The sequence below is a fragment of the Cereibacter sediminicola genome (assembly GCF_007668225.1).
Classification (GTDB): domain Bacteria; phylum Pseudomonadota; class Alphaproteobacteria; order Rhodobacterales; family Rhodobacteraceae; genus Cereibacter_A; species Cereibacter_A azotoformans.
Map to the genome: position 1 here is coordinate 1 of NZ_VDEK01000018.1, position 24,330 is coordinate 24,330.

Here is a 24,330-nt window from a genome sequence, read left to right on the forward strand (position 1 = left end):
CCCGCTGGAGAAAAGCCCGGTATGCCAAGGTATACCGGATCAGCCCGCGGGGGCGGACCCTGTCACAGCGCAAATGAAAAAGGCCGCCCCTCTCGGGCGGCCTCTTCCAGTCCGTGCGGAGGCGCTTACTGCGCGGCCGGAACGACCGGCAGCCCGGTCACCGGGTCCAGGGTCGCCGCAACCGGCATGCCGTTGGCGTCGGTCATGTTGACGACATAGCCGCCTTCGGTCTTCGAGACCGACTCGACCGAATAGCCCAGCGCGTTCAGCTTGGCGGCGATGTCCACCAGCGACATGGCTGCCGGAGCTGCGGCCACTTCGGCCACCGGAGCCGCTTCCTCGGCGGGCGCGGCAGCGGCTTCCGCAACCGGCTCGGCGGCAGGGGCCGCCTCTTCCGCCACGACGGCTTCCTCGACCGGAGCCGCCTCTCCGGCCGGGGCCGCGGCTTCCTCTACCGGCGCAGCCTCGGCCGCCGGAGCGGCTTCTTCCGCGGCAGCTTCCTCGACCGGAGCAACCTCTTCGGCCGGAGCGGCGGCTTCCTCGACCAGAGCAGCCTCGGCCGGAGCGGCCTCCTCGACGGCAGCTTCCTCGACCGGAGCCGCTTCCTCGACCGGAGCGGCCGCTTCCTCGACGGCGGCCACTTCCTCGACAGCGACGGCCTCTTCAGCCGGGACCGCCACGACCGGGCGCGGCGCCGAGCCCTGGTAGTAGTCGGCGATCCACGGGGTCGTGGTCAGGACGGCCGCGTGAACGGCCACCGAACCGAGAGCGACGGAACCCAGCAGCAGCGGAATGCCGAGGTTCGGGTTGACCGTCAGCCACATCTTCGCGTTGTTCATCTTTACTTCTCCCTCAGCCGAGCCACGGCGTCGCCGCCGCCGCCAGGAAATGCGCGATCAGGGCCATGCCGCCGAACACGCGGGTGCCAAGGATGAGCTGCGTGTGCACCTCTTCCGCTTCGGCAACCGTCAGGCCGCTCGGCCAGACCTTTTTCGGATCATCGGTCACTTGGTACTCTCCCGAATATGTCTTCCTCGATGCGTGTAGGGCCTGCACGCTGGCTTTCGAAAACGGCAGATCCCGCTGGCTCGGGTGTACGCCACTTGCCGCCCGGTGCCCTTACCGATTTCTCAACACCACGACCCTGTAACGATTCCCTTACATGCGCAATGTCAACCTGATCGGACACCCCCCTCGGAAGGTGCGACTTATTGCCGGACAGCCGCTGGAAGGGCAGCCGGAGGCGCCGGGGATCAACTGCCGCGATAGGTGGAATAGCCGTAGGGCGAGAGCAGGAGAGGCACATGATAATGGCCCGTGGCGTCCGAAATGCCGAAGCGGATCGGGATCTCGTCAAGGAAGAGCACGCCGGCTCCCGCCTGCCCCGTGGCCCGCAGGTAGTCTCCGGCCGCAAAGACCAGCTCGTAGCCGCCCTCCGCCAGGGCCGCGCCCTCGAGCAGCGGCCCCTCGGTGCGGCCATCCGCGTTCGTCGCCGCGCCTCCGATCCTCTCCCGGTCCGCGCCGGACAGCCGGTAGAGCGTGATCCTCACGCCAGCGGCCGGGCGGCCTGTCGCGGTGTCCAGCACATGTGTCGTCAGTCGTCCCATCGGATCCTCCATTGTCCGGGGCAGAGTGCCGCCTTTCGCCGCCGGATGCGACCGCCAGATGAGGCGGCGCGCGACGAAGGCCCGCCGAACGACCGCACGATCGTGCGCAGGCACTTGCAGGCGCCTCCGCTTCCCGCTTTCCTGCGCGGGCCCCGCGCTGCGGGAACAAGGAGCGTCCGATGAACCGATATCCCCGAGACATGCGCGGCCATGGCCCCAATCCGCCCGATGCGGCCTGGCCCGGCGGCGCCCGGATCGCCGTCTCGATCGTGCTGAACTACGAGGAGGGCGGCGAGAACTGCCTCCTGCACGGCGACGCGCAGTCGGAAGCCTTCCTGTCGGACATCGCCGGCGCGCAGCCCTGGCCGGGCCAGCGCCACTGGAACATGGAATCGATCTACGACTATGGCGCGCGCGCGGGCTTCTGGCGGCTGCACCGGCTCTTCACCGGCCTGAACATCCCCGTGACGGTCTATGGCGTGGCCACCGCCCTCGCCCGCTCGCCCGAGCAGGTGGCGGCGATGAAGGCCGCGGGCTGGGAGATCGCCTCGCACGGGCTGAAATGGGTCGAGCACCGCGACATGCCCGAGGAGGAAGAGCGGCGCCAGATCGCCGAGGCGATCCGCCTGCACACCGAGGTGGTGGGAGAGCGTCCGCGCGGCTGGTACACGGGGCGCTGCTCGATCAACACGGTGCGGCTCACCGCCGAAGAGGGCGGCTTCGACTGGATCTCGGACACCTACGACGACGACCTGCCCTACTGGCTCGAGGCGGGCGAGCGCGACCAGCTGGTGATCCCCTACACGCTCGAGGCCAACGACATGCGCTTCGCCACCGCCCCCGGCTACATCGAGGGCGAGCAGTTCTTCACCTACCTGCGCGACAGCTTCGACACGCTCTACGCCGAGGGCTGCGCGGGTCAGGCGAAGATGTTCTCGATCGGCCTCCATTGCCGGCTGATCGGGCGGCCCGGCAAGATCGCGGGGCTCAAGCGGTTCCTGGACTACGCCCGCGGGCATGACGGCGTCTGGTTCCCGCGCCGCGACGACATCGCCCGCCACTGGCACGAGACTCATCCCCACCGCCGCCGCCCCCGCCCCTCGCGGATGGACCGCGAGAGCTTCGTCGCCCGCTTCGGCGAGATCTACGAACATTCCCCCTGGGTCGCCGAGCGCGCCTTCGAACTGGAACTCGGGCCCGCCCATGACAGCGCCGCGGGCCTGGCCAACGCGCTCACGCGCGCCTTCCGCTCAGCCACCCCCGCCGAAAGGCTCGACGTGCTCAAGGCCCACCCCGATCTCGCCGGCAAGCTTTCCCAGGCGCGGCGGCTGACGGCCGCCTCGGCCGCCGAACAGCAAGGCGCGGGCCTCGACGCGCTGACGGATGACGAGCGGGCCCGCTTCACCGCTCTCAACGGCGACTATGTCGCCCGGCATGGCTTCCCCTTCATCATCGCGGTGCGCGACCACGACAAGGCGGGCATCCTCGCCGCCTTCCAGACCCGCCTCGCCAACGACAGCGCCACCGAATTTTCCACCGCCTGCCGGCAGGTGGAACGCATCGCCGAACTCCGGCTCCAGGACATGCTGAAATGACCTCCTACCACGCTCCCACCGGCGGCCTGCCGCCCCAGACCCAGCTCATGACCGGGCGGGCCGTCTTCACCGAGGCCTACGCCTTCATCCCGCGCGGCGTCTTCTCCGACATCGTCACCAGCGCCCTGCCCGGCTGGACCCACACGAGGCTCTGGTTGATCGCACGGCCCATGACCGGCTTCTCCGAGACCTTCTCGCAATATGTGATGGAGGTCGCCCCCGGCGGCGGCTCGGACGCGCCCGACCCCGAGGCCGGGGCCCAGTCGGTCCTCTTCGTCACCCACGGCGAGATCTGGCTCTCGCTCGACGGGCAGGAGCACGAGCTGGGGCCGGGCGGCTACGCCTACATCCCCGCCGGCTGCCGCTGGCGGCTGCACAACGGCAGCCACGAGCCGGCGCGCTTCCACTGGATCCGCAAGCTCTACGAACCCGCCGCCGGCGTGGCCGCGCCCGCGGCCTTCGTCACCAACGAGCGCGAGATCGCCCCGCGCCCCATGCCCGACACCGGGGGCCGCTGGGCCACCACGCGCTTCGTCGATCCCGCCGATCTGGCCCACGACATGCATGTGAACATCGTCACCTTCCAGCCGGGCGGCCTCATCCCCTTCGAGGAAACCCATGTGATGGAGCATGGCCTCTACGTCCTCGAGGGCAAGGCGGTCTACAAGCTCAACCGCGACTGGGTCGAGGTCGAGGCGGGCGACTTCATGTGGCTGCGCGCCTACTGCCCGCAGGCCTGCTACGCGGCGGGCCCCGGCCCCTTCCGCTACCTTCTCTACAAGGACGTGAACCGCCACGCGAAACTGCGCGGCCCGGGCGCCTTCGGGCGCTGAGCCTCCTTCATTCTCGTTCAAATATCCTCGGGGGGAGCCCGGCGCAGCCGGGCCGGGGGGCAGACAGCCCCCCGCCTTCCCCTCCAGCCGGAGCCTCCATGTCCCGCCACCCGATCCGCCCCGAACCCCTGACGGCCGAAGCCTTCGCCCCCTACGGCGATCTCCTCGCCGCCGAGGGCCCGCCGGACCGGCTCATCAACCAGGGCCTCTGCGGCCGCTGGCATGACCGCGCCCGCCTCGACTTCGGCGCTTCGGGACGGGCCGGCCTCTCGGTCTTCCGGGCCGAGCCGCGCCGGCTGCCCTACCGGCTCGACATGGTCGAGCGTCACCCCGAGGGCTCGCAGGCTTTCCTGCCGATGACCGAGCACCCGTTTCTCGTGATCGTGGCCCCGGATGCGCACGGCGTGCCCGGCACGCCCCGGGCCTTCCTCACCGCCCCCGGCCAGGGCATCAACCTGCACCGCGGGACATGGCACGGCGTCCTCACGCCGCTTGCCGAACCGGGTCTCTTTGCCGTCCTCGACCGGATCGGGCCGGGCGACAATCTGGAGGAACACTGGTTCGAAGAGCCCTGGATGATTGCCGATCGCTGACGGGCGGGCCGCTGCGCCGCGATCGCCCGTCCCCGCAAGGGCCCCGGGCGAAGGACGCGGCGCGGATCTCCCTGCGCCGCGAACGAAAGAGGCGCCTGACCCCAGGCGCCTCGGCTTCAGTCGGGAACGTGGCAGACCGCCTCGATCCTGTGGCCATCGGGATCGAGCACCAGAGCCGCATAATAGTTCGGATGATACTCGGGCCGGAAGCCCGGCTCCCGGTCGTTCCGCCCCCCCGCACGCAGCGCCGCAGCGTGGAAGGCATCCACGGCCGGGCGGGAACGCGCCACGAAGGCCAGATGCGCCTCGCGCACCTGCCGGCTGTTGCGTCCGGGCCGGACGGCATTGATCGAGAAGGCTTCGCACCCCTCGCCGGCCCAGTGGACGCCGCTGCGCTCGGGACGGCCCGTCGGAATGCCGAGCCGGCCCAGTGCCGCGTCATAGAAGGAGCGGGACCGCTCCAGATCGGTTACATGCAAGGAACATTGGTCGATCATCTTGCCTCCCCCCAGATGAGATGACTCGCCATCTACAACTTCCGGTTCCTGTTCCGGTTCCGTGGAGTCGCCCGAAAAGTGTAATTCGGAAGGCTTCATCTTGCATCAAGAACATTTTCCCTGCCCACGCATCGCGCAGGCCAGCCTTCCTGCGCGATCCGTTCGGCGCGAACGCGCTCCAGATGCCGCCCGGGGCGCATTCGCGCTTGCAAAGTGCAGCTGCAGCATTTTTCATGTGACGGAACGCTTTTTTGCGTGATCCAGCAGACGGAGGCGCCGAACATGGTCCAGACGAGCCCCGCCACCACCCGCCGCGCCCGAGGACGGCCCAAGGCGGTCGAGGACAAGACCGAACAGAACACCGTCCAGTCGCTCGACCGGGCGCTGGCGATGCTGCGGCTGCTCAGCCAGTCCGAGGGCATGACGCTGTCGGAACTTGCCGCCGAAAGCGGCGAGGCCGCGGCCACCGTCTATCGCGCCCTGGTCACGCTTCAGGCCCACCAGATGATCGAGATGGAGGAGCAGGGCCAGATCTGGCACATCGGCGGCGGCGCCTTCCGCATCGGCTCGGCCTTCCTGCGGCGCGCGAAGTTCGTCGAGCGGGCCCGCCTGCCGATGGAGCGCCTGATGCGGGCCTCGGGCGAGACGGCGGCCCTGGGCATCGAGGCCGACGGCCGGGTGATGCACCTGTCGCAGGTCGAGACGCGGCAGGCGATCCGGGCCTTCTTCCCCGAAGGCTCGTCGGGGCCGATGCACGCGACCGCCGTCGGCAAGGCGCTGCTGGCCTGGTATCCCGAAGAGCGGGTCCAGGCGATCCTCGAGCGCGAGGGGCTGGGCAAGTTCACCTCGCTCACCATCACCTCGGCCTCGACCCTGATGCGTGACCTGTCGCGCACGCGCGACCGCGGCTATGCGGTGGACGATCAGGAAAGCGCCGAGGGCATCCGCGCCGTCGCAGCGCCCGTCTTCAACAGCCTGGGCGAGCCGGTGGCCGCCATCTCGCTCGCAGGCCCCGCCTTCCGCGTCAGCCTGTCCGACAGCAACCGCTTCGGCGCGCTGGTCAAGGATGCCGCCGACGAGGTGACGGGGGCCACGGGCGGCGTGCCGGGCTGAACGGCGGGCCCGTCCGGCCCGTCATTCACGAAGCGCGAATGACCCGGCGCTGGCAACCCGCCGCTGCAGGTGGGCGATCAGCGCCGCGTCCAGCGGCAGCATGCCCGCCAGATCGGCCAGATAGACGTTGCCTTCGCCGCCACCGCGGCCCGCCGCGAGCAGCGAGGCCGCGTAGATGCTCGCCGCCTCTTCGGCGCTGCGGGCAAGACGGGCGATCCGCCGCGCATCCAGCGGCGCCTCGAGTTCGGCCGCGATCAGCGCCTGCGCCTCGCATTCCAGATCCAGCTCGCGCAGCCGCCGATGGATGAACCTGCGCTCCTCGCGGCTGACGCGCCCGCCCGCCTTGGCCGCCGCCACCATGGCCTGCAACAGCCGTTCGCACAGCCCCTCGGCCGATCCGCCGCCGTCCTCCACGCCCGCAGATCCGCCGGAAGGCGCCCCCCCGCCGTCCTGCCAGTCGGCCCAGGCATGTCCCGCCAGCATGCAGGACAGAGACACGATTCCCTTGCGCGCGGCGGCCCCGGCCACAGAGCAGCGCGCAGGATCGCCGAGGAGGAACCCCGCGATCAGATCGGCCAACCCGCCGTCACCGCAACAGCCCTCGGAAGCTGCTTCGGGGAAGGCGGGAACACGGCCCCTCACCATCGGCATCCCGCTCTCACGGTTCTGCAGAAATCCGGCGTCCTTCATCTCCGGCTCCCTCCTGCTGGCTTCTGAGGGCGATATGGGAAAGCCATCCCCGCGCCGCAATCCGCCGGACGGTGAGATGTGGCGGCAAGCCGACAGGGTTCACTTTGTCGCGGACGGAGTTATTCCGAGCGAAAGAATCAGCCTTTACATGACCGAGTAATTCAGTCACCTTTCCTCAATATCCAAGCCAGCCCAGTAGGGTCAGCCCGGAGTCCTTCACCCAGATACGGAGGTTCCATGATGCGACCGCTGCCCGAACCGGGTTTCAACGAACTGCTTCGCCAGGCGCTGGAGGGTTTCCTGCCGGCCGGCTCCACCCTCACTTCGCTTTTCGACCGCATGGAGCGCCTGGCATGAACGCGATGACCGATCCGAAGGAGCTGATCGAGGCCGGGATTCCGGTTCACGACGCTCGCGCGCTGACCGACGGCGGAACCCAGGCCCGCATCCTCCTCGACGGGCAGATCTACTGCCTCCGCATCACCCGCGCCGGCAAACTGATTCTGACCAAGTGACGTCCGGGCGCGGGACGGCCCCGCCTCCCGCCCCCTCCAGCCAGAGAGCAGCCATGAAATCTCGCCTTCTCGCCCTCGCCGCCACCGCGCCCTGCGCGCTCCTGCCGCTTCCCGCCCTCGCGGTGGAGCGGGCCGAGGTGGTCGCGACCTACGCGGACATCGCCGAAGCCACCTACAGCGACAGCCTTGCCACCGCGCGGGACCTGCAGATGGCGGTGAAGGCGCTCGTGGCCCAGCCCTCGGAACAGACGCTGGCCGCCGCGCGCACGGCATGGATCGCCGCCCGCGTGCCCTACCAGCAGTCCGAGGCCTTCCGTTTCGGCAACCCGATCGTGGACGACTGGGAAGGCAAGGTGAACGCCTGGCCGCTCGACGAGGGGCTGATCGACTATGTGGACCCGACCTACGGCGGCGCGACCGAGGAGAACGACCTCGCCACGCTGAACGTGATCGCGACGCCGACCTTCACCCTGTCGGGGACCGAGGTGGATGCGACCGAGATCACCCCCGCGCTGATCTCCGGGACGCTGCACGAGGCGGACGGGATCGAGGCGAACGTGGCCTCGGGCTACCACGCGATCGAGTTCCTGCTCTGGGGGCAGGATCTGAACGGGACCGAGGCGGGCGCCGGCAACCGGCCCTACACCGATTACGCCTCGGGCGGGGCCTGCACGGGGGGGAACTGCGACCGGCGGGGCGCCTATCTGCTGGCCGCGACGGACCTTCTGGTCAGCGACCTCGAATATATGGTGGCGCAATGGTCCGAGGGCGGCGCCGCGCGCGAGGCGGTAAGCGCCGATCCCGCGGCCGGGCTTCAGGCGATGCTGACCGGCATGGGCAGCCTCTCCTACGGCGAGCAGGCGGGCGAGCGGATGAAGCTCGGCCTGATGCTCAACGACCCCGAGGAGGAGCATGACTGCTTCTCGGACAACACCCACAACAGCCACTACTACGACGGGCTCGGCATTCGGAACGTCTATCTCGGCCGCTATGAGCGCGTGGACGGAAGCCGGGTCGAGGGCCCGTCGCTCTCGGACCTCGTGGCCGAGGCCGAAAGCGGACTGGACGAGGTGCTCCGGGGCCAGCTCGACACCACACTCGAGCGGCTCGACGCGCTGCGGACAGCCGCCGCAGAGGGCATGGCCTACGACCAGATGCTCGCGCCCGGCAACAAGCGGGGCGAAGAGCTGATCATGGGCGCCGTCGATGCGCTGGTCACCCAGACCGCCTCGATCGAACGGGCCACCACCGCGCTCGGGCTCGCGAAGATCGAGTTCGAGGGCTCGGACAGCCTCGATGATCCGAAAGCCGTCTTCCAGTAACCCCTGACCTTGCCAGGGCGCAACGTCACCGCCACGCGCCCCGGCTAAATCGGCACCCAGACCTGCCGGGAGAGAATGATGATCGTCTGCCACTGCATGGGCATCACCGACAAGGATATCCGCTCGGCCATCGACTGGATGCGGGCCTCGGACCCCGAGACCATCGTCACGCCCGGCAAGATCTACCGCGCCCTCGGCAAGCGGGCCGACTGCGGCGGCTGCATGCCCCATTTTCTTGACACGATGCGGAAGTGCGACAGTTTTGAGGTGCCAGTGAACCTGCGCGACCTCCGTCGCGCCACAAACGCAGGAATGAACGGGAATGCAGGGTGACGCAAAAGTCATTGATTATCTGAACGCAGCCCTCCGCTCGGAACTCACCGCCGTCAGCCAGTACTGGCTGCATTACCGGCTGCAGGAAGACTGGGGCTTTGGCGGCATCGCCTCGAAGTCGCGCTCCGAGAGCATCGAAGAGATGCACCACGCCGACAAGCTGATCGAGCGGATCATTTTCCTCGAGGGCCACCCGAACCTCCAGCGGCTCGACCCGCTGCGCATCGGCCAGAACCTGCGCGAGACCCTCGACGCCGACCTCGCGGCCGAGCATGACGCCCGCAACCTCTACCGCGAGGCGCGCGACCACTGCGAGAAGGTGGGCGACTACGTCACCAAGAATCTGTTCGAGGAACTTCTGGCCGATGAAGAGGGCCATATCGACTATCTCGAGACCCAGCTCGACCTGATGGGCACGATCGGCGAACAGAACTACGGGCTTCTGAACGCGAGATCCGCCGACAAGGCCGACTGAGGCGGGCGCGCGGCACGGGCCCTCGCTGCGGCCGTTGTGCACGTCAGACATTTTCGATTGAAAGACTCAGGAAATGCGGCGAGACAGGCGGGGAAAGGAACCCGCCTCATGTCCCGTCTGCCTGTCCTGCTGGTGCTTGTCGCCTTTCCCGCCGCGGCCGAACCGCTGGATCCGCCGAACCTGACCATCCTGCCCCGCACGGCCGCCGAGACTGCCCGGATCGCGGCCGTGCTCGCGCCACCCGCCGATTTCTCGAGGCCCGAGCCCTTCGAGGCGCTTCCCGGCGGCGCGGCCAGCGTGCGGGCCCGCGACACGGCCGACGCCTTCTCGCAATCCTCGGGCAACATGCCGTTCGAGCGCGAGATGGATTTCAAGCTCGGCAACGGGCTGTTCCGCAAGCTGTGGGTGGCGGCCCCCTCCTCGACGCAGGCCTCGGACGGGCTTGGCCCGCTCTACAACGCCCGCGGCTGCCAGAACTGCCACCTCAAGGACGGCCGCGGCCATGTGCCCGAGGGGCCCGAGGATGAGGCGGTCTCGATGTTCCTGCGCCTTTCCGTCCCCGGAGGCCCCTCGCCCGAGGGCATCGAGGAGTGGATCGCCACCAGCGCCGAACCCACCTATGGCGGGCAGCTTCAGGACTTCGCCGCCCCCGGTCTGGCACCCGAGGGCCGGATGCGGATCGACTGGCAGGAGCTGCCCGTCACGCTCGATGACGGGACGGTGGTGACGCTGCGCAAGCCCGGCTACTCGGTCGAGGATCTGAACTACGGGCCAATGGCAGGGGATGTGATGCTCTCGCCCCGCGTCACGCCGCAGATGATCGGGCTGGGGCTGCTCGAGGCCATTCCGGCCGCCGACATCCTGGCCCACGCCGACCCTGAGGATCGCGACGGCAACGGCATCTCGGGCCGGCCCAGCATCACCTGGTCGGCCGAAGCGGATGCGCCGATGATCGGCCGGTTCGGCCTCAAGGCGGGGACGCCCACGGTGCTGCAGCAATCCGCTTCGGCCTTCGCGGGCGACATGGGCATCGCGAACGCCCTCTTCCCCGAGCCCTGGGGCGAATGCACCGAGGCCCAGACCGCCTGCCGCGCCGCGGTCCACGGGATCGAGCCGGGCAAGCGCGACGATCTCGAGATCGACCGGCAGGGGCTCGAACTGACGACGTTCTACGCCCGCAACCTCGCCGTGCCCGAGAGGCGCCGGGTGGACGATCCGCAGGTTCTGCGCGGCAAGCAGTTCTTCCACGAGGCGGGCTGCCCCGCCTGCCATGTGCCCAAGTTCGTGACCCACCGGCTCAAGGACCAGCCCGAGCAGAGCTTCCAGCTGATCTGGCCCTACACCGACCTGCTGCTGCACGACATGGGCGAGGGGCTGGCGGACGGCCGCCCCGAGGGCCGGGCCACGGGGTGCGAGTGGCGCACCGCGCCGCTCTGGGGCATCGGCCTGACCGAGCAGGTGAGCGGCCACGCCAACTTCCTGCACGACGGCCGCGCGCGGACCATCCTCGAGGCGATCCTCTGGCACGGCGGCGAAGCCGAGGCCGCCCGCGCGCGCGTCATGGCCCTGCCCGCGCCCGACCGTGCGGCCCTCGTCGCCTTCGTGGAGGATCTCTGATGCGGCACCCGTGGCGGACGTCCATCGCGGCCCTGGCCCTCCTTGCCCTGCCCTTCCTCGGCTCGGGCGTGCGCGCCGGTCTGCCCGAGGCGCTGTCCGAGACGGTCCTGCCCGGCCACGCGGCCTTCACCGCCGCCGCCGCGGCGCTGGACAGGGCCGCCCGGGCGGACTGCCGCCCCGAGACCCTGCGCCCGGCCTGGAACGCGGCGTTCGACGCCTGGATGGGCATCTCGCACCTGCGGCTCGGCCCGGCCGAGACCGACGGACGCGCGCTCGCCATTGCCTTCTGGCCCGACCCCAAGGGCAGCGGCGCGCGCACGCAGGCCCGGCTTCTGGAGGCGGCCGACCCGGCCCTTCTCGAACCCGAACGTTTTGCCGAAGTCTCGGTCGCGGCGCGCGGGCTCTTCGCGCTCGAGCGGTTGCTCTACGATCCGGCCCCCTCGGACGCGGCCTGCGCCCTCACGCGCGCCACGACGGCCGATCTTGCCCGCATGGCGGCCGAGCTGGAGACCGACTGGCGCGAGAGCTTCGCGCCCCTGATGCTCTCGGCCGGCGCGCCCGGCAACGACCGCTTCCTGACCGAGGCCGAGGCGCGGCAGGCGCTCTTCACCCAGCTGATGACGGGGCTCGGGTTCACGGCCGACCAGCGGCTCGGCCGACCGCTCGGCACCTTTGATCGCCCGCGCCCGGAACGGGCCGAGGCGCTCCTCTCGGGCCGCAGCCAGCGCAATGTCGAACTGTCGCTGGCCGCCTTGGAACGGCTGGCGCTGGCGTTGGCCCCGGACAGCCCGCGCACCCGCGAGGGCTTCGAGCGCGCCCGAAGCCAGGCCGCGGCCCTCGATGATCCGCGGTTCGAGGGCGCCGCCGATCCCTCCCGCAGGCTGCGGATCGAGATCCTCCAGCAGCAGCTGCACGCGCTGCGCGACGCGGCTGCGGCCGAGGTGGGCGGCGCGCTCGGGGTCAGCGTGGGCTTCAACGCCGCCGACGGGGACTGACATGGCCACCCGCCGCCATGTCCTTGCGGGCCTCATCGCCTCGACCATGCCCCGCCCGAGCTGGGCCGACGCGGGCAGCCCCTCCTCCCTGTCCGCCGCCCGCCTGCCCTCGGGCGCCTTCGCGCTCTTCGGCCTGACCGAGGCCGGCGCGCCGGTCTTCACCATCCCCCTGCCCGCGCGCGGCCATGCCGCCGCCGCCCATCCGACCCGCGCCGAGGCCGTGGCCTTCGCCCGACGGCCCGGCACCTACGCGCTGGTCATCGCCTGCGCGAGCGGCACGCTCCGCGCCCGCCTCACCCCGCCCGAGGGTCGGCAGTTCAACGGGCACGGCGCCTATTCCGCCGATGGCGCGATCCTCTACACATCGGAGGTGGTGGCCGAGAGTTCCGCAGGCATCGTGGGCCTCTGGGACACGGCAGGCTGGCACCGGCTGGGCGAGTTCCCCTCGGGCGGCGTGGGCCCGCACGAGCTGCGCCGCCTGCCCGGCTCGGAGGTGCTGGTCGTGGCCAATGGCGGCATCCAAACCGACCCGCAGGACCGCTCGCAGCTCAACCTCGAGACGATGCGGCCGAACCTCTCCTACCTCTCGCCCGAGGGCGCGCTGATCGAACAGGCCGAACTGCCCGACGAGCTGCATCAGAACTCGATCCGCCATCTGGCGCTGGCCGGGGACGGAACGGTGGCGTTCGCGATGCAGTGGGAGGGCGACCCCGCCGAACCCGTGCCGCTGCTGGGCCTGCATCGGCGCGGCGGGGCGCTGCGCCTCTGCCCCCCGCGCGAGGAGGATCTCTTCGCGATGCGCGGATATGCCGGCTCGATCGCCCGGTCCGGGGGGCTCATCGCCCTCACCTCGCCGCGCGGCGGGGTCGTCCAGCTCTTCACCGCCGAGGGCGAGCCGGTTGCGAGCCACGCCCGCCCCGACGCCTGTGGCGTGGCGCCTGTCGCGGGCGGATTTGTCGTGACCGACGGCGGCGGCGCCGTCACCCGCCTGACCCGCGAGGGCTTCGCCCCTCTCGCGCGGGCCGCGGCCGCCTGGGACAACCATCTCGTGCGGATCTGATCCGCGGCGCGCGGGGCCACCATCTCGTGACGATTGCCCCTCTGGCACCCGGCGCGCACCATGCTAGCTCTGGGCCAACCTCCGGCGCCTGCCGGAGGACAAGGTGCGGACGGTGCTGGTGAGCGATCCTTCGGAAAGACTGCTCTCGCTCGAGGGAGTGCGGAAAAGCTACGCCACGGGCGAGGGGCCGGTTCAGGTCCTCGCGGGCGTGGACATGAACCTTGCGCCGGGGGAAAGCCTCGCGCTGACGGGAGAGTCCGGCAGCGGCAAGAGCACGCTCCTTCACCTCGCGGCCGGGCTCGATTCGGCGGATGAGGGCCGGATCGTCGTGGCCGGCCACGACATCTCGCAGGCCGGCGACGCCGAGCGCGCCCGGCTGCGGCGCGGCACCGTGGGGCTCGTCTTCCAGCAGTTCAACCTGATCCCCTCGCTCGACGTGGCCGCGAACCTGGCCTTTCAGGCGCGACTCGCAGGGCGGCACGATCCCGAGTGGCAGGCCGAGCTGGCCGATGCGCTCGGTCTGACGGCCTGCCTTCACCGCTATCCCGAACAGCTTTCGGGCGGACAGCAGCAGCGGGTGGCCATCGGCCGCACGCTGGCAGCCCGGCCGCGCCTCGTGCTGGCCGACGAGCCGACGGGCAATCTCGACGAGGCGACCGGCGACGCGGTGATGGCGCTCTTCCTGCGCCTCGTCAGCCAGACCGGAGCGGGGCTTCTGATGGTCACCCATTCCACCCGGCTTGCGGGGCGGCTCCACGGCCGGCTGCAGCTGTCGGCGGGCCGGGTAGCATGAGGGTCGCGCTCGCGGCGCTGCTCTCGCACTGGCGGCGCAGTCCGCTTCAGCTGGCCATGCTGCTTCTGGGGCTCGCCCTCGCCACCGCCCTCTGGTCGGGGGTTCAGGCCATCAACGCCGAGGCACGGGCCAGCTACGCCGAGGCCGCGGCCACGCTCGGGCAGGACCGGCTGGCCCGCATCACGGCCCAAGGGCCGATCCCGCAGGAGACCTATGTCGCCCTGCGCCGGGCGGGCTGGCGCGTCTCGCCGGTGATCGAGGGGCGGCTGCGCATCGACGAGCGCCGCAGCCTCCGGCTCATCGGGATCGACCCGCTGACCCTTCCGGCCCCGGCCCAGCAGGTCGAATTCGGCGAGGGCGACGCGCTTCTGCCCTTCCTCACCGCGCCCGGCCTGATCTTCGCCGCCCCCGAGACGCTGGCCCGGATGGAGGGGGCCGATCTCCCGCCGCTGCGCAAAGCCGAAGGCATCCCGCCCGGCGCCGGGCTCATCGACATCGGTCAGGCCCAGCGGCTCCTGCGGATGGAGGGGCTGGTCTCGCACCTTCTCCTCGACCCCGACGCCCCCCGGCCCGGAGAGCTGCCCGAGGGTCTGCGCCTCGTGCCCCCCGACAGCGAAAGCGACGTGGCGCGGCTCACGGACAGCTTCCACCTGAACCTGACCGCCTTCGGGCTGCTGTCCTTCGCCGTCGGCCTCTTCATCGTCCATTCCGCCATCGGTCTCGCCTTCGAGCAGCGCCGACCGATGTTCCGCACGCTGCGCGCGCTCGGCGTGACGGCGCGGACGCTGACGGGGCTGCTTCTGGCCGAGCTGGTCCTGTTTGCGCTGCTGGCCGGGGTGGCGGGGCTCGCGCTCGGCTATCTGGTGGCGGCGCTGCTGCTGCCCGACGTGGCGGCCACGCTGCGCGGCCTTTACGGCGCCGAGGTGCCGGGGACGCTGGCCTTCCGTCCGGGCTGGGCCGCGGCGGGCCTCGGGATCGCGCTTCTTGGCACGCTCGTCTCGGCCAGCCAGAGCCTCTGGCGCGTTGCGCATCTGCCGCTTCTGGCGCCCGCCCAGCCCCGTGCCTGGGCCGTCGCCTCCGAGCGCGCGCTCCTGCGGCAGGCGGCCGCGGCGGCCGGGCTGCTGATCCTAGCAGGGGGGCTGCTGCTCTGGGGCCGGGGTGTCGTCGCGGCCTTCGTGCTGCTGGCGGCCCTTCTTCTGGGCGCGGCGCTTCTGCTGCCGGTGCTGCTGGCGGGCCTTCTGCGGCTGGCGCAGCGTGCGGCGCGCGGGCCCATCGCCCAATGGTTCTGGGCCGACACCCGCCAGCAGCTTCCGGGCCTGTCGCTCGCGCTGATGGCGCTGCTGCTCGCGCTTGCGGCCAACATCGGCGTGGGCACGATGGTCTCGAGCTTCCGGCTGACCTTCACCGGCTGGCTCGACCAGCGCCTCGCCTTCGAGCTCTACCTCAGCGCCCCCGACCAGGAGACCGCGGACAGGATCGCCGACTGGCTCGAGCCGCGGGCCGAGGCCGTCCTGCCGATCGTCCGGGCGGACACCGAGGTGCTGGGCCAGCCCGCCCAGCTCTACGGCATGGCCGATCACGCCACCTACCGCGAGAACTGGCCGCTTCTGGCCGAGGTTCCGGGCGTCTGGGACCGGCTGGCCGGCGGCGACTGGGCGCTGGTCAACGAACAGCTCGCGCGGCGCGAACGGCTCGCCCCCGGCGACCCGATCCGCCTGCCGGGCTGGGAGGGCCGGATCGCCGCCATCTACAGCGACTACGGCAACCCCTCGGCGCAGGTGATCCTCGGGATCGACCGGTTCTTCGCGCTCCACCCCGAGGCCGAGCGCCGGCGCTACGGCATCCGCGTGGCGCCCGCACGGGCGGGGGCGCTGGCCGAGGAGATGCGCGCGGCCTTCGACCTTCCCGACGAGACGCTGATCGACCAGGCCAGCCTCAAGGGCTTTTCCCTTCAGGTGTTCGAGCGCACCTTCGCCGTGACCGCCGCGCTCAACGTGCTCACGCTGGGGGTGGCGGGGCTGGCGATGTTTGCAAGCCTCATGGTGCTCTCGGGAATGCGGTTGCCCCAACTCGCCCCGGTCTGGGCCATGGGCCTGACCAAGGCGCGCCTCGCGCGGCTCGAGATGCTGCGCACGCTGCTTCTGGCCTCCGGCACGCTGGTTGCGGCCCTGCCGCTCGGCCTCGCCCTCGCCTGGGTGCTGCTGGCGGTGGTCAATGTGCAGGCCTTCGGCTGGCGGCTGCCGATGCATGTCTTCCCGCTCGACTGGCTGACGCTCGGCGCGCTGGCCCTCGGCGCCGCGGCGCTGGCCGCCGCCGTGCCGGTGCGCCGTCTCGCCCGGCTCCGCCCCGCCGACCTGCTGAGGGTCTTTGCCAATGAACGCTAGACACCACGCCGCGCGCGGCCGCTTCGCCCTTGCCGCGGCGCTCACGGGCCTCTTCCTGCTCCCGGGCGCCCTGCCCGCCGCGGCCCAGGGCTTCGCCGGGCTCGGCGCCACGGCCGAGGGCTTCGCCGTCCCGGAGCGGGGCGAGGCGCTCGCCTTCCCGCGCGATCACGGCCCCCACCCCGACTACCGGATCGAATGGTGGTATCTGACCTCGGTCCTGACTGGCGAGGACGGGCGCGACTACGGCATCCAGTGGACACTCTTCCGCTCGGCCCTTGCCCCCCGCGAGGGCGCGGGCTGGGACAGCCCGCAGCTCTGGCTGGGCCACGCCGCCCTGACCACGCCCGACCGGCACTTCGCCGCCGAACGATACGGGCGCGGCGGGATCGGACAGGCCGGCGTGGTGGCCGAGCCGTTCGAGGCCTGGATCGACGACTGGCGCATGACGGGCACCGCCCCGCCCGGCGCCGATCCGCTCTCGGCGCTGGAGCTTTCGGCCGCGGGCCAGGACTTCGGCTACGCGCTGCGGCTTGCCGCGCAGGGCCCGCTCGTCCCGCAGGGCGAACAGGGCTATTCGGTGAAGTCCGCGGCCGGACAGGCCAGCTGGTATTATTCGCAGCCCTTCTACGAGGTCGAGGGCCAGCTCGAGATCGACGGAGAGACCATCGCCGTCACCGGCCAGGCCTGGCTCGACCGCGAATGGTCCTCGCAGCCGCTGGCGGCCGACCAGACCGGCTGGGACTGGTTCTCGCTCATGTTCGACGACGGCGCGCGGCTCATGGGGTTCCGCCTGCGCGACAGCGGCGCGGGCTACACCAGCGCCACCTGGATCGAGCCCGACGGCCGCCCCGCGCCGATGCCGCCCGGCGCGCTCCGCGTGACGCCCCTGCGCGTGGCTCAGGTCGCCGGGCGCGAGATCCCGGTGGACTGGCGGCTGGAACTGCCGGCCCGAGATCTCGACGTGACGGTCGAGGCGATGAACGACGCCGCCTGGATGGGAACCTCCGTCCCCTACTGGGAGGGGCCGATCACGATCTCGGGCTCCCACAGCGGGCGCGGCTATCTCGAGATGACCGGCTACTGACCGAGGCGCGCACCCCGCCGCCCCCTGTCGCTTTCACTCTGCCCAAATATCCTCGGGGGGTGAGCCGCGCCAGCGGCGAGGGGGGCAGACGCCCCCCTCCTTGCGCCCGTAGCCCGCGCGCCATCTCAGCCCGTCAGCGGGATCACATCCACCGCATGGCTCGTCCTCTGCCCGCCTGCAATGCGCAGGATGCCCGAGACCGGCGCCACGTCGCCATAGTCGCGGCCCACCGCGGCCACGATATGATCCGCTCCCACGAAGCAGCCGTTCGTCGGATCGTAATCAACCCAGCCGTCGGCCCGCCCGCACCAGGCACGCACCCAGGCGTGCATCGCATCCGCTCCCTCCAGCCGCGGCTGGCCGGGCGGCGGCACCGTCCGCAGGAAGCCCGAGACATAGGCGGCCGGCACGCCCACCCCCCTCAGGCCCGCGATCATGATCTGGGCAAAGTCCTGGCAGACCCCGTGCCGATGCGCGAAGGCCTCTTCGGGACGTGTGTCCACCGATGTCGCCCCTCCGTCGAAGCGCATCTCGCGGTGCAACGCCCGCCCCAGCGCCTCGACCGCGCCGCGCACGCTGGGCGCGCCGGCCAGCGCCTGCCGGGCATGGTCGGTGATGGCCGCCACCGGCCGGATCCGCGGCGAGGCGGACAGGAAATGATGGGGCGCGGCGGGACCGAGATCGCGCACCGCCGCGATCTCGTCCGGCAGGTCCGCCAGCGGCGGCGAGCGGTCCGCCCCCGGCCCCGCGAACAGCCGCTCGACCCGGCAGCCGGCGGTGAAGACGATCTCGGAATGGTCGCAGGCCACGGCGACCTCCACCGTCCGGTTGCCGAAGAAATCGGCATGTTCGCTTCTCTCGGTCGGGCGCGGGCTGATCGCGAGCGCCTCCTCCGAGATTTCCTGAACGCCCGGCAGATGGGCGGGCAGAAGCCTCAGCAGGTGCCGCCCTCCCGAGGCGGGACGGGCGTAGTGGTAGGTGACGGAAAGGCGGACCTGATAGAGCATTCAGCTGAGCCAGGTGTCTGTGATCAGATCGGAGATGTCCCAGATCGCGCCGCGCAGCGCCCAGAGCGCCCGGGTGTCGAGCTGCTCGGCCCGCTCGGTCGCAAGGTTGGTGCGGGTCCGCAGGACAAGGCGGAGGAAGTCCGGCATCGGGCTCGCCGTGGCGCCGGGCAGGTAGCTCACCTGCTCGTGGATGCCGTCGAGCTGGAACAGGATCGAGCGCGGGTTCATCGCGTCGAGCGCCAGCAGGTCCACCACCGTCTCGCGCGAGGTGGTGACGGCAAAGCGGCGGCGGTGGGTCATCACGCAATCCCCCACCTCGACCGCCAGATCGAGCGCCCCGTCGGGCGCGAACGGATCGGCCAGCGTCGCCAGCACCGCTGCCATCGCGGCGCCGCGCTCGACGTGGCGGCCAAGCTCGAGAAAGCGCCAGCCGGTGACGCGATACATGTTCTCGTGCACGAGGCCCGAAAAGCCCGTGATCTTGCGCAGCAGCGCCGAGAGGGCGCGGGCCGCGTCGTCGCCCGCCTCGACCCGGTCGGCCATGCGCCGCATGGTCTTGTCGAGATCGGCCAGCGAGGACCAGCCGTCGGGCGAGAAACGGTCGCGCACCTGCCCGGCGCTCGCGATGGCCGAGCGGAGCGTCTCGATCAGCCCCCTGGGGATGCCCTCCTCGGGGTCCACCCCCTGCCCCCGGAAGAGCGGCGCCAGTGCCGCGAGAAGCGGCGCGTTGGCGTCGCCCGTTTCGGCCAGCCGGACGTTGCGCGCCCGCAGCAGGCGCATGATCCCTTCGGTCCGTTCGACATAGCGGCCGAGCCAGAAGAGGTTGTCAGCCGCCCGCGCGGGCAGCGGCCCCTCATGGGCCTGAAGCTGCCGGCCCTGCGCAGGGATCAGGCTCGCGGCCTCGACGGGCGTTGCGCTCACGATCCAGACATCAGCCGCGGCGCCGCCGCGCTGCATGGCGATGGCCCGCGGCTCGGGCGTCCGGCCGATGCGGGCAAAGCCGCCGGGCATCACCTGCCAGCCCGAGGGCGTGCGGGCGAGAAAGACCCGCAGGCTCATGGGCCGGGGCACGAGCTGGCCCTCGATCAGGGCCGGCGTGGTGGAAAGGACGACCGACTCCTGCCCCACGAAGCCCGCTCCCTCGCGGTCGAGGACGTCGGCGGGATCGAGCGGGGCCAGCCGGGTTCCGGCCAGTGCGGCGAGATCGTCCTCGATCGGCTGCCGGGTCGAGAGGGCGGGCGAGATCAGCATCCGGTCGGCATGGGCCGCCACATGGGCGCGCTCGGCCGCCTGCCCGCACCACCAGGTCGCGATGTTCGGCAGCGTGAGATCCGTTCCCAGCAGCGCCCGCGCGATGCGCGGCATGAAGGCGAGGAAGGCGCGGGTTTCCAGCACGCCCGAACCGAGGTTGTTGACCAGCGTGGTCGAGCCGTGGCGCAGCGCCGAGACAAGGCCCGGCGTGCCAAGCTGCGAGCCCCCCTCGAGTTCCAGCGGATCGGCGTAGGCCCCGTCCAGCCTGCGCCAGAGCACCGAGACCGGCTGCGGCCCCGCCACCGTGCGCACCTTGAGTTGACCACTGTCAACCGTCAGATCCTCGCCCTGCAGCAGCATGAAGCCGAGGTAGCGGGCGATCCAGGCGTGCTCGTAATAGGTTTCGTTCAGCGGCCCCGGCGTCAGGATCCCCACCCGGCCCTGCGGATCGGCCTGCAGGTCCTGCAGCGCGTCGCGGAAGGTGCGGAAGAAGCCTGCGAGACGGTGGACATGGGCCTCGGCGTAGAAATCCGAGAAGACGCGCGAGGTGGCCACCCGGTTCTCGAGCGCGAAGCCCGCGCCCGAGGGCGCCTGCGCCCGGTCGCCCAACACCCACCAGTCGCCGTCCGGCCCGCGTCCCACCTCGAAGGCGAGGAAATGCAGATGGTGCCCGCCGCGGGGCGCGATCCCCACCATCGGGCGCAGCCACTCGGGGTTGCCGGCCACCAGCGCCGGCGGCAGCACGCCCTCGGCCACCAGCCGGTTCGGCCCGTAGAGGTCGGCCATCAGTGCCTCGAGCAGGTCCGCCCGCTGCACGAGCCCCTCGGCCAGCCGCTGCCACTCCCCCTCGTCGATCAGCACCGGGATGTGACTGAGAGGCCAGGCGCGCTCGTCCGAGCCCCTGGCGGAATACTGGCGGAAGAAGACGCCCGCATCGCGCAGATACTGGTCGCCGCGGGCGCAGCGGCGGGCCAGCTCCTCGGGCGTGAGCCCCGCCAGATGCCGCATGAAGCCGCGCCAGACGGGGCGGATCCCGCCCTCGGCGTCCATCATCTCGTCCGGCACGCCGGGCCCGGGGCGGTAGCCGGCGGTCAGGCCGGGCAGGCCCGGCGCGGGTCGGGACCGTCTCTCCATCAGAGCCCCGCAGGCCGGCGCAGGTCGAGCGTCATCGGAAACTCCGGGTGCGGACGCTCGGGCCGAAGGGGCCAGAGGCCGGCGCTGTGGCCGTGGGGCATGAAGCGGGCCAGGCGGCGCGCCTCGGCCTCGTTGCCGTTCACGGGGAAGGTCTCGTAATTGCGCCCGCCCGGGTGGGCGACGTGATAGACGCAGCCGCCCAGCGCACGCCCCGACCATGTGTCGTAAAGATCGAAGGTGAGCGGCGCATCGACGGGCAGCGCCGGATGCAGCGCCGCCGCCGGTTGCCAGGCCTTGAACCGCACCCCCGCCACCGCCCGGCCGTTGGCCACGGGCTGCAGCGGCACCTCGCGCCCGTTGCATGCCACGCGGTAGCGCGCCGGATCGGCGCCCGACAGCGTCACCTGCAGCCGCTCGGTCGAGCTGTCGGTGTAGCGCACCGTGCCGCCGATGGCGCCCGTCTCGCCCAGCACATGCCAGGGCTCGAGCGCCTGACGGATCTCGAGATGCGCGCCCTCGCAGGTCACCTCGCCGCAGAAGGGAAAGCGGAACTCGGCCTGCGCCCGGAACCACTCGGGGTCGAGGTCGAAGCCATGCGCCCGCAGGTCGGCCAGCACGTCGAGGAAATCCTCCCAGACATGGTGCTGGAGCATGAAGCGGTCATGCAGGGCGGTGCCCCAGCGGGTCAGGGCGCCCGTGATCGGGCTCTGCCACATCCGCGCGATGAGGGCACGGATCAGAAGCTGCTGGGCGAGGCTCATCCGCGGATCGGGCGGCATCTCGAAGCCGCGGAACTCCACCAGACCCAGCCGGCCCGTCGACCCGTCGGGCGAGAACATCTTGTCGATGCAGATCTCGGCCCGGTGGGTGTTGCCGGTGACGTCGGTCAGGATGTTGCGCAGGAGGCGGTCCGGCAGCCAGAGCGGCGCGCGCGGGTCGTGCGGCCCCGGGATCTGCGCCAGCGCGATCTCAAGCTCGTAGAGGCTGTCGTGGCGCGCCTCGTCGATCCGGGGGGCCTGACTGGTCGGGCCGATGAAGAGGCCCGAGAAGAGGTAGGAGAGCGACGGGTGCCGGTTCCAGTGCAGGATCAGGCTGCGCAGCAGATCGGGCCGGCGCAGGAAGGGCGAATCCATCGGCGTCCGCCCGCCCACCACCACATGATTGCCGCCGCCCGTGCCGCAATGCTTGCCGTCGATCATGAACTTGTCGGCGCCGAGGCGGCACTGGCGCGCCTCCTCGTAAACGGCGGTAGTGATCCCGACGCACTCCTCCCAGCTGGCCGCCGGATGGATGTTCACCTCGATCACGCCCGGATCGGGCGCCACGCGGATCACCTTCAGCCGGGGGTCGTGCGGGGGCGCGTAGCCCTCGACATGGACCGGCAGGTTCAGCCGGGCCGCCGCCGCCTCGGCCGCAGCCACGAGATCGAGGTAATCCTCGACCGCCTCGACGGGCGGCATGAAGATGCAGAGCCGCCCGTCCCGCACCTCGACCGCCAGCGCCGTGCGGACCGCGCCTTCGTCGCCGAGGATCTGCTCGACCATCGTCTGGCCGGGCGTCGCGGCGGTGAAGCTCGCCACCCCGGCTTCGGGCGTCTGGAGCGGCACGATCTGCGCCGGGGGTGGCAGCGGCGCGCGCTCGACCGTGGGATCGGTCGGGTTGATGTAGGGATAGCGCGAGGGCGGCACATGGGGCAGCGAGCCCAGCGGCAGGCGGTAGCCCACCGGGCTGTCGCCGGGCACGAGGAACAGATGCCGGCGCCGCAGTTTCCACCGCTCGGACCGCCAGCGCCGACGGGGCGCCTGCGCCTGCCACCTCTGCACCGGCAGGACGAAGCCCGAGGGCTCGGTCAGGCCGCGCTCGAAGACGCGGGCCATGCGCAGCCTCTCTTCGGGGTCCTTCAGTTCCGAGTTCTCGGGCGTCACGTTCTCGGGGAGGTTGCCCTCCTTCAGCAGCCACTCGCCCGGATCCTCGTAGGCGGGCACCACGAGATCGGGCTCGAGCCCCAGTTCCGAGGCGATCCCCTGCATGAGACGCTCGGCTTCGGCGGGGCCAAGGTCGGCCGGGGCCGCCTCGGCCGCGACCAGCGCCGGGTTGTTCCAGATCGGCTGGCCATCCTCGCGCCAGTAGAGCGAGAAGGTCCAGCGCGGCAGGGTCTCGCCCGGATACCACTTGCCCTGCCCGTAGTGCAGGAAGCCGCCCGGCGCGAACCGATCGCGCAGCCGCCGGATCAGCCGGTCGGCAAAGGCGCGCTTGGTGGGGCCCACGGCGTCGGTGTTCCACTCGCCCGCCTCGAAATCGTCGATCGAGACGAAGGTGGGCTCGCCCCCCATCGTCAGCCGCACGTCGCCCGCCGCCAGCGCGGCATCGACCCTGTGCCCCAGCGCGTTCAGACGATCCCAGCTGTCGTCCGAGAAGGGCATGGTGATCCGCGGATGCTCGGCGACGCGGGCCACCTTCATGTCGAAGGCGAAATCGACCTCGGCGTAGCTGGCCATGCCGGCGATGGGGGCCGCGTTGCGGTAATGCGGGGTCGCGGCCAGCGGGATGTGGCTCTCGCCCGTCAGGAGCCCCGAGGTCGCGTCGAGCCCGATCCATCCCGCGCCGGGCAGATAGACCTCGGCCCAGGCGTGCAGGTCGGTGAAGTCGTGATCGGTGCCCGAAGGACCATCCAGCGCCTCGAGGTCGGGCTTCAGCTGGATCAGGTAGCCCGAGACGAAGCGGGCGGCGAAGCCCAGATGGCGCAGGATCTGCACCTGCAGCCAGGCGCTGTCACGGCACGAGCCGCGGCCCTGCGCCAGCGTCTCCTCGGGGCTGAAGACGCCGGGCTCCATGCGGATCACATAGGCGATCTCGCGGGCGAGGCGGGCGTTCAGATCGACGACCATGTCCACCGTCCGCCGCCGCTCGCGAGGGATCGTGTCGAGGAGGGCGCGCAGGTGCGGCCCCGCCGGTTCCGGCGTGCGGTAGATCGAGAGATCCTCGAGGAGGTCGTCGGGATAGTCGAAGGGCCAGTTCTCGGCCGATTCTTCGACGAAGAAGTCGAACGGGTTGTAGACCGCCATGTCCGCGACCAGATCGACCTCGATGCGGAACTCGGTCACCGGCTCGGGAAAGACGATCCGCGTCAGCCAGTTGCCGTAGGGGTCCTGCTGGTGGTTCTCGAAATGGCCGCCGGGTGAGACCTTGAGGGAATGCGAGATGACGCGCGTGCGGGAATGGGGCGCGGGCCGCAGGCGGATCACCTGCGGCCCCAGCGTCACCGGGCGGTCGTAGCGGTAATGGGTCAGGTGGTGGATGCTGGCCTTGATCGACATCTCGCTCGTCCGTTGCCCGGTCGGCCCGACGGTTCCACGGATCGCGGCGGGCTGCCAATGGGCCATCGGCGCGCACGGCGAAAAAATCGGCGCGGCGGCAGGGATCGCTTAAAGG

At 71.1% G+C, this 24,330-nt stretch carries 23 protein-coding genes; 15 read left to right on the top strand and 8 right to left on the bottom strand.

Annotated elements, in window-relative coordinates; genetic code table 11:
* Positions 1–125: 125 nt before the first annotated feature.
* The 3 genes from FG154_RS12610 to uraH form a co-directional block, all read right to left on the bottom strand.
* Entirely contained in the window at positions 126–839 is a 714-nt protein-coding gene (locus tag FG154_RS12610; RefSeq protein WP_145108369.1) for a light-harvesting protein, read from the bottom strand.
* Positions 840–852: 13 nt separating this feature from the next.
* Entirely contained in the window at positions 853–1,008 is a 156-nt protein-coding gene (locus tag FG154_RS12615) for a light-harvesting protein (RefSeq protein ID WP_145108372.1), read from the bottom strand.
* Positions 1,009–1,253: 245 nt separating this feature from the next.
* Complete coding sequence (gene uraH / locus FG154_RS12620) at positions 1,254–1,607, bottom strand: hydroxyisourate hydrolase (RefSeq protein WP_145108375.1); 354 nt, start codon at positions 1,605–1,607, stop codon at positions 1,254–1,256.
* A 179-nt stretch (positions 1,608–1,786) separates the two neighbouring features.
* On the opposite strand from uraH, the gene puuE reads away from it, so the two are divergent.
* The 3 genes from puuE (at position 1,787) to FG154_RS12635 (ending at position 4,628) form a co-directional block, all read left to right on the top strand.
* Positions 1,787–3,202 carry an allantoinase PuuE gene (gene puuE / locus FG154_RS12625; protein WP_145108378.1) on the top strand — a complete coding sequence of 472 codons (1,416 nt, stop codon included), beginning with the start codon at positions 1,787–1,789 and terminating at the stop codon, positions 3,200–3,202.
* Positions 3,199–4,035 carry a bifunctional allantoicase/(S)-ureidoglycine aminohydrolase gene (locus FG154_RS12630; RefSeq protein WP_145108381.1) on the top strand — a complete coding sequence of 279 codons (837 nt, stop codon included), beginning with the start codon at positions 3,199–3,201 and terminating at the stop codon, positions 4,033–4,035. Before puuE ends, FG154_RS12630 begins: the two co-directional genes overlap by 4 nt.
* Before the next feature lie 98 nt (positions 4,036–4,133).
* Complete coding sequence (locus FG154_RS12635; protein WP_145108384.1) at positions 4,134–4,628, top strand: ureidoglycolate lyase; 495 nt, start codon at positions 4,134–4,136, stop codon at positions 4,626–4,628.
* Between the two features lie 116 nt (positions 4,629–4,744).
* Here the strand turns inward: FG154_RS12635 and FG154_RS12640 are convergent, their stop codons facing one another.
* Positions 4,745–5,125, bottom strand: coding sequence for a VOC family protein (locus FG154_RS12640; RefSeq protein WP_145108386.1), 381 nt, complete (start codon positions 5,123–5,125; stop codon positions 4,745–4,747).
* A gap of 282 nt (positions 5,126–5,407) precedes the next feature.
* Here FG154_RS12640 and bhcR point away from each other — a divergent pair, with 282 nt between their 5' ends.
* Positions 5,408–6,238, top strand: coding sequence for an HTH-type transcriptional regulator BhcR (gene bhcR, locus FG154_RS12645; protein WP_145108389.1), 831 nt, complete (start codon positions 5,408–5,410; stop codon positions 6,236–6,238).
* Positions 6,239–6,259: 21 nt separating this feature from the next.
* Here the strand turns inward: bhcR and FG154_RS12650 are convergent, their stop codons facing one another.
* On the bottom strand, positions 6,260–6,889 hold the full coding sequence (locus tag FG154_RS12650) for a DUF533 domain-containing protein (protein WP_425456849.1): 630 nt from the start codon (positions 6,887–6,889) through the stop codon (positions 6,260–6,262).
* A gap of 392 nt (positions 6,890–7,281) precedes the next feature.
* Here FG154_RS12650 and hemP point away from each other — a divergent pair, with 392 nt between their 5' ends.
* The 10 genes from hemP (at position 7,282) to FG154_RS12705 (ending at position 17,506) form a co-directional block, all read left to right on the top strand.
* Positions 7,282–7,443 (top strand): hemin uptake protein HemP, encoded by a 162-nt coding sequence (gene hemP, locus FG154_RS12660; protein WP_145108397.1) that lies wholly within the window; start codon positions 7,282–7,284, stop codon positions 7,441–7,443.
* A 53-nt stretch (positions 7,444–7,496) separates the two neighbouring features.
* On the top strand, positions 7,497–8,765 hold the full coding sequence (locus tag FG154_RS12665) for an imelysin family protein (protein WP_145108400.1): 1,269 nt from the start codon (positions 7,497–7,499) through the stop codon (positions 8,763–8,765).
* A gap of 78 nt (positions 8,766–8,843) precedes the next feature.
* Positions 8,844–9,098, top strand: coding sequence for a (2Fe-2S)-binding protein (locus tag FG154_RS12670; protein WP_011909970.1), 255 nt, complete (start codon positions 8,844–8,846; stop codon positions 9,096–9,098).
* Positions 9,088–9,573 carry a bacterioferritin gene (gene bfr / locus FG154_RS12675; protein ID WP_145108403.1) on the top strand — a complete coding sequence of 162 codons (486 nt, stop codon included), beginning with the start codon at positions 9,088–9,090 and terminating at the stop codon, positions 9,571–9,573. Before FG154_RS12670 ends, bfr begins: the two co-directional genes overlap by 11 nt.
* 108 nt (positions 9,574–9,681) lie before the next feature.
* Positions 9,682–11,190, top strand: a complete 1,509-nt coding sequence (locus FG154_RS12680; RefSeq protein WP_145108405.1) for a di-heme oxidoreductase family protein — start codon at positions 9,682–9,684, stop codon at positions 11,188–11,190.
* Entirely contained in the window at positions 11,190–12,185 is a 996-nt protein-coding gene (locus FG154_RS12685; protein ID WP_246100260.1) for an imelysin family protein, read from the top strand. The genes FG154_RS12680 and FG154_RS12685 overlap by 1 nt, the downstream gene beginning before the upstream one ends.
* 1 nt (position 12,186) lies before the next feature.
* Positions 12,187–13,245 carry a DUF1513 domain-containing protein gene (locus tag FG154_RS12690; protein WP_145108408.1) on the top strand — a complete coding sequence of 353 codons (1,059 nt, stop codon included), beginning with the start codon at positions 12,187–12,189 and terminating at the stop codon, positions 13,243–13,245.
* A 103-nt stretch (positions 13,246–13,348) separates the two neighbouring features.
* Positions 13,349–14,038, top strand: a complete 690-nt coding sequence (locus FG154_RS12695; RefSeq protein WP_145108411.1) for an ABC transporter ATP-binding protein — start codon at positions 13,349–13,351, stop codon at positions 14,036–14,038.
* Complete coding sequence (locus FG154_RS12700; RefSeq protein ID WP_145108414.1) at positions 14,035–16,422, top strand: ABC transporter permease; 2,388 nt, start codon at positions 14,035–14,037, stop codon at positions 16,420–16,422. Before FG154_RS12695 ends, FG154_RS12700 begins: the two co-directional genes overlap by 4 nt.
* Positions 16,412–17,506, top strand: a complete 1,095-nt coding sequence (locus FG154_RS12705; RefSeq protein ID WP_145108417.1) for a lipocalin-like domain-containing protein — start codon at positions 16,412–16,414, stop codon at positions 17,504–17,506. Before FG154_RS12700 ends, FG154_RS12705 begins: the two co-directional genes overlap by 11 nt.
* Before the next feature lie 125 nt (positions 17,507–17,631).
* On the opposite strand, the gene FG154_RS12710 is transcribed toward FG154_RS12705, so the two are convergent.
* The 3 genes from FG154_RS12710 to FG154_RS12720 are packed head-to-tail and all read right to left on the bottom strand — an operon-like array spanning position 17,632 to position 24,215.
* The gene (locus tag FG154_RS12710) at positions 17,632–18,513 is read right to left on the bottom strand and encodes a transglutaminase family protein (RefSeq protein ID WP_145108420.1); all 882 of its coding nucleotides are present in this window, start codon (positions 18,511–18,513) and stop codon (positions 17,632–17,634) included.
* Positions 18,514–20,898, bottom strand: a complete 2,385-nt coding sequence (locus FG154_RS12715) for a circularly permuted type 2 ATP-grasp protein (RefSeq protein ID WP_145108423.1) — start codon at positions 20,896–20,898, stop codon at positions 18,514–18,516.
* A complete protein-coding gene (locus tag FG154_RS12720) occupies positions 20,898–24,215 on the bottom strand; it encodes a transglutaminase family protein (RefSeq protein WP_145108425.1) in 3,318 nt (1,105 codons plus the stop codon). Before FG154_RS12720 ends, FG154_RS12715 begins: the two co-directional genes overlap by 1 nt.
* On the opposite strand from FG154_RS12720, the gene FG154_RS21725 reads away from it, so the two are divergent.
* On the top strand, positions 24,205–24,327 hold the full coding sequence (locus FG154_RS21725; RefSeq protein WP_281282075.1) for a hypothetical protein: 123 nt from the start codon (positions 24,205–24,207) through the stop codon (positions 24,325–24,327). The two genes, FG154_RS12720 and FG154_RS21725, sit on opposite strands and share 11 nt — an antisense overlap.
* Positions 24,328–24,330: the final 3 nt, after the last annotated feature.

Coding starts and splice junctions, on each gene's coding strand:
- FG154_RS12610 (WP_145108369.1), bottom strand. CDS start 839: ATGAACAACGCGAAGATGTGGCTGACGGTCAACCCGAACCTCGGCATT.
- uraH (WP_145108375.1), bottom strand. CDS start 1,607: ATGGGACGACTGACGACACATGTGCTGGACACCGCGACAGGCCGCCCG.
- puuE (WP_145108378.1), top strand. CDS start 1,787: ATGAACCGATATCCCCGAGACATGCGCGGCCATGGCCCCAATCCGCCC.
- FG154_RS12630 (WP_145108381.1), top strand. CDS start 3,199: ATGACCTCCTACCACGCTCCCACCGGCGGCCTGCCGCCCCAGACCCAG.
- FG154_RS12635 (WP_145108384.1), top strand. CDS start 4,134: ATGTCCCGCCACCCGATCCGCCCCGAACCCCTGACGGCCGAAGCCTTC.
- FG154_RS12640 (WP_145108386.1), bottom strand. CDS start 5,125: ATGATCGACCAATGTTCCTTGCATGTAACCGATCTGGAGCGGTCCCGC.
- bhcR (WP_145108389.1), top strand. CDS start 5,408: ATGGTCCAGACGAGCCCCGCCACCACCCGCCGCGCCCGAGGACGGCCC.
- FG154_RS12650 (WP_425456849.1), bottom strand. CDS start 6,889: ATGCCGATGGTGAGGGGCCGTGTTCCCGCCTTCCCCGAAGCAGCTTCC.
- hemP (WP_145108397.1), top strand. CDS start 7,282: ATGAACGCGATGACCGATCCGAAGGAGCTGATCGAGGCCGGGATTCCG.
- FG154_RS12665 (WP_145108400.1), top strand. CDS start 7,497: ATGAAATCTCGCCTTCTCGCCCTCGCCGCCACCGCGCCCTGCGCGCTC.
- FG154_RS12670 (WP_011909970.1), top strand. CDS start 8,844: ATGATCGTCTGCCACTGCATGGGCATCACCGACAAGGATATCCGCTCG.
- bfr (WP_145108403.1), top strand. CDS start 9,088: ATGCAGGGTGACGCAAAAGTCATTGATTATCTGAACGCAGCCCTCCGC.
- FG154_RS12680 (WP_145108405.1), top strand. CDS start 9,682: ATGTCCCGTCTGCCTGTCCTGCTGGTGCTTGTCGCCTTTCCCGCCGCG.
- FG154_RS12685 (WP_246100260.1), top strand. CDS start 11,190: ATGCGGCACCCGTGGCGGACGTCCATCGCGGCCCTGGCCCTCCTTGCC.
- FG154_RS12690 (WP_145108408.1), top strand. CDS start 12,187: ATGGCCACCCGCCGCCATGTCCTTGCGGGCCTCATCGCCTCGACCATG.
- FG154_RS12700 (WP_145108414.1), top strand. CDS start 14,035: ATGAGGGTCGCGCTCGCGGCGCTGCTCTCGCACTGGCGGCGCAGTCCG.
- FG154_RS12705 (WP_145108417.1), top strand. CDS start 16,412: ATGAACGCTAGACACCACGCCGCGCGCGGCCGCTTCGCCCTTGCCGCG.
- FG154_RS12710 (WP_145108420.1), bottom strand. CDS start 18,513: ATGCTCTATCAGGTCCGCCTTTCCGTCACCTACCACTACGCCCGTCCC.
- FG154_RS12715 (WP_145108423.1), bottom strand. CDS start 20,898: ATGGAGAGACGGTCCCGACCCGCGCCGGGCCTGCCCGGCCTGACCGCC.
- FG154_RS12720 (WP_145108425.1), bottom strand. CDS start 24,215: ATGTCGATCAAGGCCAGCATCCACCACCTGACCCATTACCGCTACGAC.